This is a genomic window from Pseudolactococcus raffinolactis NBRC 100932, assembly GCF_001591765.1.
GTDB lineage: Bacteria > Bacillota > Bacilli > Lactobacillales > Streptococcaceae > Pseudolactococcus > Pseudolactococcus raffinolactis.
The window spans coordinates 42,960-55,374 of record NZ_BCVN01000010.1; the positions used below are offsets into that span (position 1 = coordinate 42,960).

Consider the following 12,415-nt stretch of genomic DNA (forward strand, 5'->3'; position numbering starts at 1 on the left):
ATTTTATTTTTGAATTTTACAGTTCGACTTTTTTACTTCTCTAAACTTCATCTTTTGTGTGTCAATGGGGGTTGGGAATAAACCCACCCCCTTGACATCAATTGTTAAGTTTACTTAGAGGGCTTTTTGACCCCTTTTTTTGACCGTCAAAATGCCTAAAGCACATTAGGCTTTTTGGTACTTTTTAGGGTATAACTTTCAGGGCTTTTTGACCATAGTATAGGTATCAATTTTCCTTATCTGTTTCAGGCTTTTTGACCCAACCATTACTATCTCTTTCATAGTCTTCACTGTTATCTATCCATTTTTTTACAGTCTCTTTGTTAGGCTGCCCTTCAATTCCTTCAGCTAATTTACCAATGAGTACTTTACCTTCTTCGTCCATTAGAAAGTCAAATGCCATGTCTAATTTTTCTTTATTAGCAGCAGCTCGTGCAGCTTTTTTGTCCTCTGATGAGTTCGCTTCGCTACCTTTTCTAGCTCCACGCTTGTAAGGTGGCTCACTACCAACTGGCTCAAGGTCTTTCAGTACTCCAGCATCATCTGAATAATGTAGCGGATAATTAAACCAAAGATTTACAGAATCGAATTTCGGAAACTCTCGGAGTGTTCCTTCAAGCCGCCATGCGGTCATAAGGTCAACACGCTTGCTAAGTTGTCCTAACTCAAATCCTGCGATATGTTCAGCACGTTCAGTACCTAGTGCTGCTGTCAGATGCTTGCGCATTTCAGCAGCTGATAATAAATCATCTTGGCCAATTTCAGGAAAGTAAGCAGGTTTTTCATCACGGATAATATCGGCATAGAATTTAGATATAGCTCTATTTTTCTGCTGATCACGTAATGACTTAGTGACGTCTAACTCTATCAGGTCTAGGATTGCATCAGGGTCACGTGCAAACACACCAGAACCACTTGAGCGGTCCATTGATGACTTACCACCCTGTGCACCTTTCGAGTGGTGATGACAGTAGATAACTGACGTGCCTAATTCCATGGCTACCTTATCGAAGTTATTCGTAAACTTAGCCATCTGCTCCGCATCATTTTCTGAACCTGTCAATACTTTATAGATAGGGTCAATGATGACGGCATCGAACTTCTCTTTTTGAGCACGTCTGATCAGTTTAGGCGTTAGCTTATCCATTGGGATAGAGTGACCACGCATGTTCCAAATGCTGATATTTTCAAGATGTTTAGGCGGTATTCCCATTGACTGATAGATATCCTTAAACCGTTTATATGCTGACGGTCGGTCCAACTCCATGTTGAGATAGAGGACTTTACCCATTTCACAGTTGAAACCAAACCATGGAATGCCCTCAGCTATTGAGATTGTCATTTCCATAAGTGCAAATGACTTACCAGCCTTAGATGGTCCAGCAATTAACATCTTATGCCCACGTCTGAGAACTCCATCAATCAAGACAGGTGCAAGCGGTGGGTCTTCCTGGAACATCTCGGCCAAGCTCTCAAACTCTGGCAAATCATCGTTCAAGTCCTCAATCCAAGTCTGCCATTCTTCCCATGAAGCTTTACCGATATTAGTATCTATCAGAAACTGCTTATGGTCGCCACGGACAACCCCAGGCATGCGAGACAATCGTGAAGGATTCTTGTTCTGGCCATCTACTTGTAGACCATTCTTATTACAGATTTTATAGAGGTACTCAACACGTTTTCTGTATTCTTGATAATCGTTAGCATCTACTTTGACAATTGCATGAACTGACTTACTGCCAGAATAGACAAGCGCTGCGATTGGTAATTCTAGCTCACGCATGACTGCATTCTGTTTGGCAATAGATAAGTTGTCAGATTCTACTAGAGCATACTTGAATTCTTTAACATTATCATTTTTGACACCTTTGCCGTCTAACGGATTGAAACGAATCCATGCCCCAGCTTCTTGGTTATAATCTCCTACAACCCAACCGATATCCTTACTTTCTGAATACTTATCAAGCTCATTAAGAAGTTGTTCGGCTGTTTTTGAGTAGATACCTGACCCGCTAACAGAAAATTTACCATCTTCTTTTTGCCAACTATCAACAACATAACTGACATAGTCGTCATTTGCAAAAAGTGTTTTGATGTATGTTTTTAGCTGTGTTACAGGATTCCAATTGTTATCAGGCTCATGGATTTCTTTACCTTCAACCCACGATTTATCAACAATTTTATAATTCCCTGTACTTTCATAACTTATTTCATCATCCCAACCGAATGTTTGCATACCATCGCCATCATATTGACGAGGTATCCACCCATTTTCTTTAGCCTTCATTGTGATGAAAGCACCAGTGACAGGAGTATCTTTACTATGGCCAAGTGACTCCCATTTACTTTCCATTTCTCGTGAATTGTATCTACTATCTTGTTGTGACCATGTGTCCCACACGTCGAATCCATAGCCTTCCTGTTTTAAGGCCATACCCACCGACACCCAATCAAGATAATCTAACTGTGTCGGTGGTATATATTCGAGTAGTGGGATTAAGTCAAATTTATCATCCATTATTTTTATGTTCCTTTATATTCACTAGGTACAATATCAGCAGGGATCCGCCAGCCATTCCCAGCAATCCTGTCAATTAACTTTCTAGCACTATCAAAATTCCAAGTCCCGACATGCTGGAAACCTCGACTTTCTAAAAATCGTATCTGTTTGGGTGTTGTAAGACCAGCCATTTTGCGCTTATTCAGCTTATCAAGCAGCACAGTAGCCTTGCCAGCATTTTCAATTTCCTCAGGGAAGATTCCAAATTTTTCAAGTGCGGCAACTTGTTTATCTGAAGCTGGTGCCATTTCCCATCCAAATGAAGGTGCATAGTTCATCAGGTCCTCGGATTGGATAGACATCTCGAATTGCAACGGATCAACAAGTTTACGCTTGCGTTTCTTCATCTCTGCCAATTTCTCAGCAAGTGAATTCTCACGATCCTGAACGACTTCACTTTCTGCAACTTCTGCAATTTCTTCTAAATCAAATAACGCTGGCTGTTCTTCTTCGTCAAGTTCGGCCATTTTCTCAGTCATTTTGGCTGCAATCTCATCATCTTTAGCAATCAGATTGGCTGGATGGACTAGCTCGTGACGTTCTGTATGCCAAAGAAAATCTAAAATTAAACAATCTTCTTTTCCTTCAGCAAGTCTCAGCCCACGTCCAATACACTGCACATAGAGCGGTCGTGACTTAGTAGGTCTCAGCATGATCACACAGTCGACTTCTGGCGAGTCCCAGCCCTCAGTTAGTAGCATCGAATTACACAGTACGTTGTACTTGCCTGCGTCAAAGTCTGCTAGTATCTCAGCACGGTCTTTTGATTCTCCGTTGACCTCAGCTGCTTTAAAACCTTTTTCGTTCAGAATATCACGGAATTTCTTAGACGTTGCGACTAGTGGCAAGAATATGACTGTCTTGCGGTCGCTGCAGTATTTAATCATCTCATCAGCAATCTGATACAAATATGGGTCTAGTGCGCTACCAACATCACTAGCCTTGAAATCACCAGCAGTCATTGCAACGCCTGACAAGTCGATTTTCAAAGGGATTGTCAATGCCTTCATTGGTGACAAATAACCATTCCTTATGGCATCTGGTAGAGAATACTCATAGGCCAATGAGTCAAAATACTGACCTAGATTTTTCTTATCTGTCCTATCTGCGGTAGCTGTAACACCTAAGACTTTAGCGCTACTAAAGTAGTCAAGTACTGATTGATAGCTACTGGCCATGATGTGATGGGCCTCGTCCACTATGATTGTGTCATAATGGTCACGTTTAAAACGCTTCAAACGTTTCTCACGCATGAGTGTTTGGACACTACCGACGGTCACACGATAGAAAGAATTTTCTGCGGTATCGTCTGCTTTCTCTACTGCAGTTTTCAATCCTGTTACTTTGAAAAGTTTGTCTGCAGCTTGATCAAGCAATTCACCACGATGTGCCATGATTAGCACACGCTCGCCTTTGCTAACAAGTGCCTTAGTTAGGTCTGAAAATGTTACAGTCTTACCTAGGCCAGTAGGTAGTACCAGCAACGTTTTATTATTGCCATTTTCCCATTCTTCTTGAATATGCTTGTTAGCCTCAATCTGATAAGGACGTAGCTCCATCTTCTACCTCCTCTAGTTCTAAAGACATTTGTGGATCAGCTTCTTTTTCTAATTCATAAGCCTTTGCTTCAGCAGCATTATAGTCTTCATCAAAATCAAACTTGACTGTGACCATGTAATCTTTTTCTTTGTATGAAAAATCCTGACCAATACTTACAAGCCATTTTGAAAATTCCTTGACAGCTTCAGATGATTGAAACTTAAATTTTCCAGTAAGATTTTTTTCAGCAAGCATAATTATTACCCTCCGAAGTTATAGCCACCAGTTGGCGGTGTTTGTGGTTGTTGAGGAGTTGCACCAGGGAAAGGCGTAACTGGTGGTTGTTGATTTACCTGCGGTTGTGGTGGTGGTGTTTGTTGGTAATTTTGTTGAGGTGCTTGATATGCTGGGGACGCTGCTTGTTGTGTAGGTTCGTTGAAAGTCTTCACACGATTGTTTTTGCCAGGGTTTCCATCCCTATCTGTATAGTTGTTAATTTCAAGCTCAGCTATTCCTTTGGCACCCAATACTGCTTGCCAATTTGGACGGAGTGGTTCCCCTTTTTTCTTTTGACCAATTGAAATGAAGAACTGAGAGATTCTCCATTCTCCCTTGCCATACAGATATAAGTTTTCCTTAACTGTTGACTTTTCACCTGTAGAAGCATTAATGAATTCCAATGATAAAATAGCCATATTAGTTCCCGTAGGTACTTTTGCTTGATAATTAGGTTTTGGCTGATAAGTACTGCGTTCAAAATTCACAACTGTGAAAGGGTACGTACCCGCATCAAATAATGCAAAAGGGGTTCCCTCATTTGAAATTTCGTCATCCCAACCAAATGTTTTCATATCTTCCATTTTTCTATTCTCCTTTTTCTAAAAGCCTCTTTTGGCTGTAATTTGGGCAATAATATTCGCCCATTGTGCAACAAGTCCACCTTGTACTAAATCAGATGGATAATCTTTGACTGATACCTCTGCAGGCATAAACCCTTTTTCAACGACAACTGCCTTGACTTCATCTTCTGTCACGCCATTTGCGGTCATAAGCTGTGCAAGTTGTGGATCAATACCTGGATCAAGCACAATTGGATCACGAGAAAATTGATTTTGGTTAGCAGATGTATCGGCTACCTCCCCGCCTCCAGGAGTCCAAGCACCAGGAGTCGGAATTAATTCAACTTGCTCTGGCTGTGTTTCAACGACAGGTGCTTCTTGTGGCTCAGGCTCTTGTACTGGTGTATGAGTCTCGTTGAAAATATGCGCAATAGTGCCAAACTCAAATGGTAACTTGTCAGGTAGGCCATGTCGATTTTTAGCATCCCACCCTGGATAATGTGTCGCATACATAACCCTATGACCACCAGTTGCCTTTTTGGATTTGGTTTTTTCGTCAGTCAGAACTGTCATTTCATAGTTAGCGAATAGCACCATGTCAGCCCATTCTTTAACGATAGCCCCAGTTTTATCTTCCATTTTGAGTTGATACCGATCAAATGCTCCCATCTGATCAGGCTCTTCTTTCTTCTTCAATTTTGCATGGGCAGTAAGCACTACATTAATGCCAAGCTCTACTAAGTCAGATAATTTGTTGATAAGTAATCCAAACTCTTTTTCTAAGGCGATGTATTTAGCACCGTAATCATTATTACTATCAGTCCATTTACCAAGAACTGCTAAGTACTCCTTACAAATTCGTTCAGCCCAGTCTGCACTATCAATAATAAGCGTGCTACAAATTCGACTTTGCTTAACGTAGTTCACTTCATCTAGTAACATTTGCCAGCTATTCGGATTATCAAGACGTTGGATGTTCATATTGGATGTAGACCCTTCCGTGTCTATAAAGACAGGGTTAGGGAACTGTGATGCGAATGTTGACTTACCAATACCCTCCACACCATACAACACAACTTTTTGAGCGGTAGCAGTTGGACCACTTGTGATATTAAATGTCATTTAATTTCTCCTTTAAAATTGATATTTAGGTGCTTCTACTGCTACTTGAGGCACTTCTTCGCTATAACCATCAGTAATGATAATGGAGCACTCATCACCAGTTGAGACACGAGTGGCGATAATTTGTAGTTGTTCTGTCTCAGCCCATTGACCAAACTCGGTTAATGTTTCAAGGTCGAACTGTTCAAGTTTATCTACCAATATAAAGCCACATTCAGGATTGAGCTTGCGGACAATTGCAGTCGATACTTTCAACTGTTCAGCGCCTGACATGTTATCCCATTTTTGACCATTATAAAGCAGCTCACCTTCAGCAACGGATAGACCAGGCAGTGGCAAGTCAGCGTTATCAAGCAGCTTAGTTTTTTCAAGCCTGATATCCTCAATCTCAGATGTCAGACCATCATACTGGTCTTTGTAATTTTGAGCATCTTCATTGGCCTTATCTTTATCAAGGTTGGCCCTAACTTTAAGATTAATCTGTTCGACTTGTGCAATATTTTGTTCAAGCTGCTCAGTTGATTCATCAATCAAGTCCATTGCAGATTTTTCAGCAATTGCTAACTTAGTTTCAATGTCAGCACGTTCAGCAATCAATCTATCAATTTCTGTATCAAGATTATCTTTTAACTGCGCTAACTGGTCACGTTGTGATCTCAGACGAGCATTTTCACCATTCTTGGCCAAGATTGACTGCTGTTGTGTGATAAGCTCAGACACACTCACAAGCTCTTTAGGTGCATCAGGATAATAGACCTGTTCGGCAGCAAACTTTTTCTTCTGGTCAGCAATCTGACCAATCGTAGTTCGCTGGTTATACTTTTCATTTTCTTGTTGTTCAAGCACGGCCAACTGCTCGCCGACTCCGATGATTTGAAGCAACGTTTTAGCCTTTTCTGAGTTATTGGCCTCAATGAATTTAGGCAAGTTGATTGAAAACTCCTCAACGAATGAATTAAGTAGCTGCTGACCTGCTTTGTTCCCGCTTGGGTCAATTACCTTCAGATCACTATTCTTGCCGTCACGACGTATCTCTAGGCCATTGTCAAGGACAATATGCAGATTAGGTGGCAATACACTGCCCTCACGTTGTGCCTGACTAGGCTTGTATTTATTTCCGCCTAACGCCCAAGCGATCGAGTCCAAGATTGAAGTCTTTCCTTGACCATTACGACCTCCGATTATCGTCAAGCCGTTCGCTGTCGGTTCGAGTTGGACAGCTTTGACACGCTTGACATTTTCTATTTCTAGTTTGTTAATTTTTACCATGTTTTGTACCTTTCTTTTGGTATAATTTGAATATGAATAATAAAAAATTAAAAGTTGAATTAGCAAAATTGATTGATGAAATTGATGATTGGGAAGCAGAGATGGAATTAAGTGGTGGATCATTTATTCCAGCTTATGTTTACCTTAGTGTTTCTTACCCGGTATTAAAAGAACTCCGAGCTAAAGGTTTAGTAACTTTTAATATGGAGTACTTAAATACTGGTGGAGCAATAGATTATGTCTCTGTTACTCCAAAAGGTTATACTTACATAGAAGATGAAAAAAGTGAGCGAAATAAATGGTTAATTCGAACAGTCATCATTGGAGCAGCTTCATCATTCATCACATCAGTTATTACCTCTTTAACAATAAACCTATTATTACTGCGATAAGTAAACATATGAATGCTGAAGAGCAAAGAACTAAAAGTAATCTTAAAACTGCCACATCATCTCTAAGCATTTCGTTTTCAATTTTTAGAGATGTATTTCTTTTTCGAATATGATAATTGATAAATTTTAAATTGTTTAACTTTTCCTCTTTGTCAATTTTCACTCAATACCCCCAAACCCGTGTAGCGGTCTCAAACATCTCGTATCGTGCTAATTTCGCTTTAAGCCGTTCATTTTCAGCTTCAAGTTGACCACAGTACAAATCTAGATCTCTGAAAGCTACTCTCATTTGCTTAGCCTCAACTTGTAGACGTTTGATTTCACGGCTCTGACCTTCGTTATTTGCCAACAACAAAGCATGTTGGCTTACTTCAAATTGTGTCATTTGATTCCTTTCTAGTAATCAACCCAGAACATATTTTTTTCTGCTTCTGCACTTATCCATGCGCTATAAATTTTCCGGTTGATATAAACTTCTTGGCGATTGACTTTAGCATATCCATTCTTAAATTCAGAATCTCCAGCGGTCATGGCTTTCATTCTAGTCTGATAGGCTGTTTCACCAAGGTCAAATTCTTCTTTGAATTTCTTTTTAGATATCCAATTTCCATCAGATAAATCAAGTGCCATATAATCCTACTTTCTGTGGTATAATTTGTGTATATTAGTTTTTAGTGAGCGCTTTCCAGAGCGCTTTTTTGTTTACCTGAATTCATCTAAGCTGATATCAAGTGCATCAGCTATCTTGACCATCGAACCAAATGAAAGCTCTTTAGATAATCCATTTCTCAATTTTGAGAAACTCTGTTCGCTTATACCAGTTAACTTTGATAGCTGATAAGTTGTAATTTGCTTTTCATCTAGCATTTTTTTTATTTTATTCCACATATCTCCCCCCCAAATACACTATATATAGTGCCTAATGTGTATTTTTTTACACAAAATCACAATATATTGTGATTAAATCCTTGACTACTCACTACATGTTGAGTATAATTAAGCTATCGCTAGCATTGATAAATGGTCCTCCAAAGTTTGTTTATCAATCTATTGAAATACTACAGAAAGGAGTTAACTTAGATGTCAAAAAACAAAATTACGCATATTCGTTTATCAAGTGAATATGAACCAACTACTGATAAAATTACTCAAGTAAAACTTGAAGATGGAACAGTAGAAAGTATCAGTCAAGTTGTTCTTTACATAGATAATAATAACTTTTACTACTATGTAAATTCGTTTGGCAATCAAATTGAAGTTGAAACTGTACACCCAAATGGTATATTGCCATACATCCGTACTAAAGCAAATTCAACTACAAAAGACAATTTACTTAGTCTCCCAAGATTTTAGTAATTAACTACTCGTCGATTTTGACGGGTATTTTATTGCCGAAAATATCAGTATCCGGTTCAGGTATATCATAGAAGAATGACACAGTTTGTGTAACCTTTCCTATGGTCTTACTAGGGGAATTACTAACACAAAATTCAACCGGCTCAATATATCCATTAGCTAATCTGCTTAGTATCTCTACTAACTTTTGTTCAAAATTATTCATTATTCGTTTCCTTTCTAACGCAGCTTGAAATCATCAATGATTTTCAAGATAATTTTATGAGCCTGCGGTGTGCGAAGACGTCCGCTTAAAGTGTCAATCATGACATTTTTAGCAACATCATACTTTGCTGCCAAACTCATTTTTTCAATTCCATTTGTGGTAATGAACTCATTAACCAAGTTCAAACCATGGTCATCAACTGGCATACTATGCCTCCTTTCTAGCCCATCATGGCTTTTTTTATTTCTCAACTCAATTAAGCGAGGACACTTTTATGGCTATTGCCAACCTCTTGACCTCTCATGTTGGGTAGTTATTATCATGCCCTAGAGATAGCTATATTATTGAGTTAAGATTTTGTATAAGAAAAAGTTAGCGTTTTTTACATTTTTTATTGACAATAACTATAAGTTCTTGTACAATAAAAGCATAGTTAAAACACCTAATAAAAGCTTATTAAACATTCTTGGCGGAGCGTTCTAAGTGCTTTTTATAGGTCTATTCGCTAACCGAAAGGCTAACTTATCTTTACAAGATTAATTCTATAATATCTTATAGCTTTTGTCAAGTAAAAATAATAAATTTTTATACTTTTCGGAATTATAATTATAGGATGCTTGATATGACTGTATTTGAACAAATAAAAAAATTAGCCAAAAGCAGAGACATTGCTATGAAAGATTTGGCTTTAAAGTTGGGTTTTAGTGAAAATCTATTTTACACTTGGAAAAAGACTAATCCTAAAGCAGCTGATTTAGCAAAAGTCGCCGACTACTTCCACGTGTCTGTAGATTACCTGCTCGGTCGTGAAGAGCAAACAGCACCTCAATTCTCTCCTGAGCTACTTGACGCTATTGATAATGCTGAGGGATATTCTGGTAAGCCAATAGATGACCACGACAAAGAGATTGTAAAAAGTCTGTTAGCTGCTTACTTTGCTGGACGAGACAAGTGATGAGGGCAAATATATGGACTATCACGATATTTTACGTGAGACAGGTATAGTCTTAATATGGGCTCCTGAATTACATGATAAAGGCTTATACATTCCTCACGCAGAAGAATGCAACTCTGAGAACGGGATTATCTTTGTAAGGGCTGGTTTAAGTGAAGATGAGACAGAGTGCGTTATACTGCATGAATGTGGCCATAATATAAAAGGGCACACTCTTTCAAAACTGAGCGCACCACAATTACATATTATTAACGAAGCTAAAGCTAACCGTTTCATGATTAGCTGCAAGGCTAAAGATTATTTAGAGGAGATAGATTACCACGTCTACTACTACACGCCTGAAAGGTTCTTGAATCGATTTAAACTGTCAGTAGAGAATTTTTATGATATGGCTGAGCAGGAAATGGAAAAGGTAGCTTTTGAGTATCGTACTCAATTAATATATTGATAGAAAGTAGAGAACCGATGGGATTTTTTAATATCTTTAAAAGTAGAGAGAGTAAACAAATTGAAAAGATCCAAGTTAGAATGGACGTTCTTCCACAAGAGGAGCCCTCTGAAATAGAAGTTGCTAGAAGTTACGACAAACATCTTTTAAGCGAGGGTATCTCACTAGGAAGTGTTGTTCTACTATGGTGGTGTGATGGGAAAAGCATAGAGGCTTACATTCCAAGATACTTCTTATATGATTATTCGATAAATGCTAATATTGAATTCATAAAGCTTTTTGATAAGGGGTTCTTACGTTGGTCAACTCCGAAAGAACACCTCGAAAGTTTGAAAGTTATAGAGCTTAAGAACATTCTAGAAAAATATGGCCTCCCCGTAAGTGGTAGAAAAAAGATAGAATTAATTGATCGCATCAAAGCCAATTTAACTGACGAGGATCTCGCTACTAATATTAATGGTAAGGTATACAAAGTAACTGAATTAGGCAATTCAATTCTAAGAAAATACTCAAATATTATATGGGGTCATAAAAACAATTCAAAAGATGGTTCAGTAAATGCGTTTACATTCGAGAACAAACTGACCGGTACTCCTGAGTCACATGCAATTGAAATATTAGAAAACGCGTTCATTTTAGATATTAAAAATCGGAATTTTGGGATGTCGACGATACGCTTAAAAAACATTTCAAACTACAGGGGTGGGGATATAGATGCACTCATGCAAAGTTTCTGCATTGAAATTAGTGGTCTAAACAACTCTGGACGCTATCTATGGGTGCCTGAGTATTACCCACATTTAGGTAAATCACTTAAAGCTGAAATAGTTAGAAATGATTTAAATGATATTGAAATAGAAGATAGACTTAAAACTGCTTGGGAGATCTGTTATAAACTATTCCCCATGTCAATTGTAAATACCAAGCAAGATGCTCTTGATCTGTTATTTTTGGCACTAAATGAAGATAAAGAAAAATTTGATCTTTTAATAAAAAAACTATATAAAAAAGCGCCTGATAAATATAAACTGAATTATTAGCACAAAAAAGCGCCACTCACCACCTCGGCCAAAAGATTGTGAGTAACGCTTACCAAAATATAGTAAACAATACTGGAATACAGTAGGTTTTACTATACCCATTTTACCACAGAAAGGGGCATAAGCCAATGTGGATAGAACAAAAACCAAATGGGAAATTCCTTTTCCGAGAAAAGTATCGTGACCAATTTACTGGAAAACAAAAAATTATATCTGTAACTCTTGATAAAGATACACGAATCACCCGTTCTCAAGCTCAAAAAATTCTGTTAACTAAAATTTCAAAAAGCCAACATCACGCATCAAATGCTATAAGCCCTATAGTATTTTCTGATCTGGTATCGGAGTAGTTTCAATTGTATACCAAACAAGTCCGTAGCTCAACAGCATATACAGTAAAAGGGAATGTAAAGCTCATATTGGAAATGGTAGACCCCGATATACTCGTTTCAAAGATAACAACTAGTTATATCAGATCAAAATTTGAAGCCGTAATGTTCGGTGATCGAAATATCTCAACTACCTATGCACGATCTATAAGAACAAGATTGAAGTCAATTTTCCAATATGCTTGCGAACATGGCTATCTAACAGAAAATCCTATAAACAATTTTAGACTGCCAAAGAAGAAAGAAAATGTAAAACAGATTTCTGAATTTTTTCTTGAAGAAGATGAATTAAATAAAGTAA

At 38.1% G+C, this 12,415-nt stretch carries 17 protein-coding genes and 1 pseudogene; 7 read left to right on the plus strand and 11 right to left on the minus strand.

What is annotated here, in order from left to right; genetic code table 11:
* Positions 1–226: 226 nt before the first annotated feature.
* From LRA01S_RS04990 to LRA01S_RS05015, 6 genes are read right to left on the minus strand one after another with little or no spacing between them, the layout of a single operon-like run.
* Complete coding sequence (locus tag LRA01S_RS04990; RefSeq protein ID WP_082785393.1) at positions 227–2,518, minus strand: AAA family ATPase; 2,292 nt, start codon at positions 2,516–2,518, stop codon at positions 227–229.
* 5 nt (positions 2,519–2,523) lie between these two features.
* A complete protein-coding gene (locus LRA01S_RS04995; RefSeq protein ID WP_061774520.1) occupies positions 2,524–4,119 on the minus strand; it encodes a DEAD/DEAH box helicase in 1,596 nt (531 codons plus the stop codon).
* Positions 4,094–4,354: a hypothetical protein gene (locus LRA01S_RS05000; protein WP_061774521.1), complete on the minus strand. Its 261-nt coding sequence runs from the start codon at positions 4,352–4,354 to the stop codon at positions 4,094–4,096. Before LRA01S_RS05000 ends, LRA01S_RS04995 begins: the two co-directional genes overlap by 26 nt.
* Before the next feature lie 5 nt (positions 4,355–4,359).
* On the minus strand, positions 4,360–4,959 hold the full coding sequence (locus LRA01S_RS05005; protein ID WP_061774522.1) for a hypothetical protein: 600 nt from the start codon (positions 4,957–4,959) through the stop codon (positions 4,360–4,362).
* 18 nt (positions 4,960–4,977) lie between these two features.
* Positions 4,978–6,060 (minus strand): ATP-binding protein, encoded by a 1,083-nt coding sequence (locus LRA01S_RS05010; RefSeq protein ID WP_061774523.1) that lies wholly within the window; start codon positions 6,058–6,060, stop codon positions 4,978–4,980.
* A gap of 12 nt (positions 6,061–6,072) precedes the next feature.
* Positions 6,073–7,329: an AAA family ATPase gene (locus LRA01S_RS05015; RefSeq protein WP_061774524.1), complete on the minus strand. Its 1,257-nt coding sequence runs from the start codon at positions 7,327–7,329 to the stop codon at positions 6,073–6,075.
* Between the two features lie 32 nt (positions 7,330–7,361).
* Here LRA01S_RS05015 and LRA01S_RS05020 point away from each other — a divergent pair, with 32 nt between their 5' ends.
* A complete protein-coding gene (locus LRA01S_RS05020; protein WP_061774525.1) occupies positions 7,362–7,721 on the plus strand; it encodes a hypothetical protein in 360 nt (119 codons plus the stop codon).
* Positions 7,722–7,884: 163 nt separating this feature from the next.
* On the opposite strand, the gene LRA01S_RS05025 is transcribed toward LRA01S_RS05020, so the two are convergent.
* From LRA01S_RS05025 to LRA01S_RS05035, 3 genes are all read right to left on the minus strand, one after another.
* Entirely contained in the window at positions 7,885–8,106 is a 222-nt protein-coding gene (locus tag LRA01S_RS05025) for a hypothetical protein (protein ID WP_061774526.1), read from the minus strand.
* 11 nt (positions 8,107–8,117) lie between these two features.
* Positions 8,118–8,351, minus strand: a complete 234-nt coding sequence (locus LRA01S_RS05030; protein WP_061774527.1) for a hypothetical protein — start codon at positions 8,349–8,351, stop codon at positions 8,118–8,120.
* Between the two features lie 72 nt (positions 8,352–8,423).
* The gene (locus tag LRA01S_RS05035; RefSeq protein ID WP_061774528.1) at positions 8,424–8,609 is read right to left on the minus strand and encodes a helix-turn-helix domain-containing protein; all 186 of its coding nucleotides are present in this window, start codon (positions 8,607–8,609) and stop codon (positions 8,424–8,426) included.
* Positions 8,610–8,801: 192 nt separating this feature from the next.
* On the opposite strand from LRA01S_RS05035, the gene LRA01S_RS05040 reads away from it, so the two are divergent.
* Positions 8,802–9,074: a DUF3892 domain-containing protein gene (locus LRA01S_RS05040; RefSeq protein ID WP_061774529.1), complete on the plus strand. Its 273-nt coding sequence runs from the start codon at positions 8,802–8,804 to the stop codon at positions 9,072–9,074.
* 7 nt (positions 9,075–9,081) lie between these two features.
* Here the strand turns inward: LRA01S_RS05040 and LRA01S_RS05045 are convergent, their stop codons facing one another.
* Together LRA01S_RS05045 and LRA01S_RS05050 are read right to left on the minus strand one after the other, a co-directional pair.
* A complete protein-coding gene (locus LRA01S_RS05045; RefSeq protein ID WP_061774530.1) occupies positions 9,082–9,282 on the minus strand; it encodes a hypothetical protein in 201 nt (66 codons plus the stop codon).
* Positions 9,283–9,296: 14 nt separating this feature from the next.
* Complete coding sequence (locus LRA01S_RS05050; protein ID WP_031366573.1) at positions 9,297–9,488, minus strand: hypothetical protein; 192 nt, start codon at positions 9,486–9,488, stop codon at positions 9,297–9,299.
* Between the two features lie 416 nt (positions 9,489–9,904).
* Here LRA01S_RS05050 and LRA01S_RS05055 point away from each other — a divergent pair, with 416 nt between their 5' ends.
* The 5 genes and pseudogenes from LRA01S_RS05055 to LRA01S_RS11050 form a co-directional block, all read left to right on the plus strand.
* Complete coding sequence (locus LRA01S_RS05055) at positions 9,905–10,237, plus strand: helix-turn-helix domain-containing protein (protein ID WP_061774534.1); 333 nt, start codon at positions 9,905–9,907, stop codon at positions 10,235–10,237.
* Positions 10,238–10,250: 13 nt separating this feature from the next.
* Positions 10,251–10,685: a hypothetical protein gene (locus LRA01S_RS05060; RefSeq protein WP_061774531.1), complete on the plus strand. Its 435-nt coding sequence runs from the start codon at positions 10,251–10,253 to the stop codon at positions 10,683–10,685.
* A 17-nt stretch (positions 10,686–10,702) separates the two neighbouring features.
* A complete protein-coding gene (locus LRA01S_RS05065) occupies positions 10,703–11,725 on the plus strand; it encodes an SAP domain-containing protein (protein WP_061774532.1) in 1,023 nt (340 codons plus the stop codon).
* A gap of 128 nt (positions 11,726–11,853) precedes the next feature.
* Positions 11,854–12,075 carry a hypothetical protein gene (locus LRA01S_RS05070; protein ID WP_061774533.1) on the plus strand — a complete coding sequence of 74 codons (222 nt, stop codon included), beginning with the start codon at positions 11,854–11,856 and terminating at the stop codon, positions 12,073–12,075.
* Between the two features lie 6 nt (positions 12,076–12,081).
* Positions 12,082–12,415 (plus strand): annotated as a pseudogene (locus LRA01S_RS11050) (phage integrase SAM-like domain-containing protein); the annotation flags it as partial.

Bases quoted from the DNA above. Each gene is read 5' to 3' on its own strand.
- LRA01S_RS05005 (WP_061774522.1), bottom strand. From the start codon at position 4,959: ATGGAAGATATGAAAACATTTGGTTGGGATGACGAAATTTCAAATGAG.
- LRA01S_RS04990 (WP_082785393.1), bottom strand. From the start codon at position 2,518: ATGGATGATAAATTTGACTTAATCCCACTACTCGAATATATACCACCG.
- LRA01S_RS05020 (WP_061774525.1), top strand. From the start codon at position 7,362: ATGAATAATAAAAAATTAAAAGTTGAATTAGCAAAATTGATTGATGAA.
- LRA01S_RS05060 (WP_061774531.1), top strand. From the start codon at position 10,251: ATGGACTATCACGATATTTTACGTGAGACAGGTATAGTCTTAATATGG.
- LRA01S_RS05010 (WP_061774523.1), bottom strand. From the start codon at position 6,060: ATGACATTTAATATCACAAGTGGTCCAACTGCTACCGCTCAAAAAGTT.
- LRA01S_RS05040 (WP_061774529.1), top strand. From the start codon at position 8,802: ATGTCAAAAAACAAAATTACGCATATTCGTTTATCAAGTGAATATGAA.
- LRA01S_RS05035 (WP_061774528.1), bottom strand. From the start codon at position 8,609: ATGTGGAATAAAATAAAAAAAATGCTAGATGAAAAGCAAATTACAACT.
- LRA01S_RS05015 (WP_061774524.1), bottom strand. From the start codon at position 7,329: ATGGTAAAAATTAACAAACTAGAAATAGAAAATGTCAAGCGTGTCAAA.
- LRA01S_RS05030 (WP_061774527.1), bottom strand. From the start codon at position 8,351: ATGGCACTTGATTTATCTGATGGAAATTGGATATCTAAAAAGAAATTC.
- LRA01S_RS05000 (WP_061774521.1), bottom strand. From the start codon at position 4,354: ATGCTTGCTGAAAAAAATCTTACTGGAAAATTTAAGTTTCAATCATCT.
- LRA01S_RS05070 (WP_061774533.1), top strand. From the start codon at position 11,854: ATGTGGATAGAACAAAAACCAAATGGGAAATTCCTTTTCCGAGAAAAG.
- LRA01S_RS04995 (WP_061774520.1), bottom strand. From the start codon at position 4,119: ATGGAGCTACGTCCTTATCAGATTGAGGCTAACAAGCATATTCAAGAA.
- LRA01S_RS05055 (WP_061774534.1), top strand. From the start codon at position 9,905: ATGACTGTATTTGAACAAATAAAAAAATTAGCCAAAAGCAGAGACATT.
- LRA01S_RS05025 (WP_061774526.1), bottom strand. From the start codon at position 8,106: ATGACACAATTTGAAGTAAGCCAACATGCTTTGTTGTTGGCAAATAAC.
- LRA01S_RS05050 (WP_031366573.1), bottom strand. From the start codon at position 9,488: ATGCCAGTTGATGACCATGGTTTGAACTTGGTTAATGAGTTCATTACC.
- LRA01S_RS05045 (WP_061774530.1), bottom strand. From the start codon at position 9,282: ATGAATAATTTTGAACAAAAGTTAGTAGAGATACTAAGCAGATTAGCT.
- LRA01S_RS05065 (WP_061774532.1), top strand. From the start codon at position 10,703: ATGGGATTTTTTAATATCTTTAAAAGTAGAGAGAGTAAACAAATTGAA.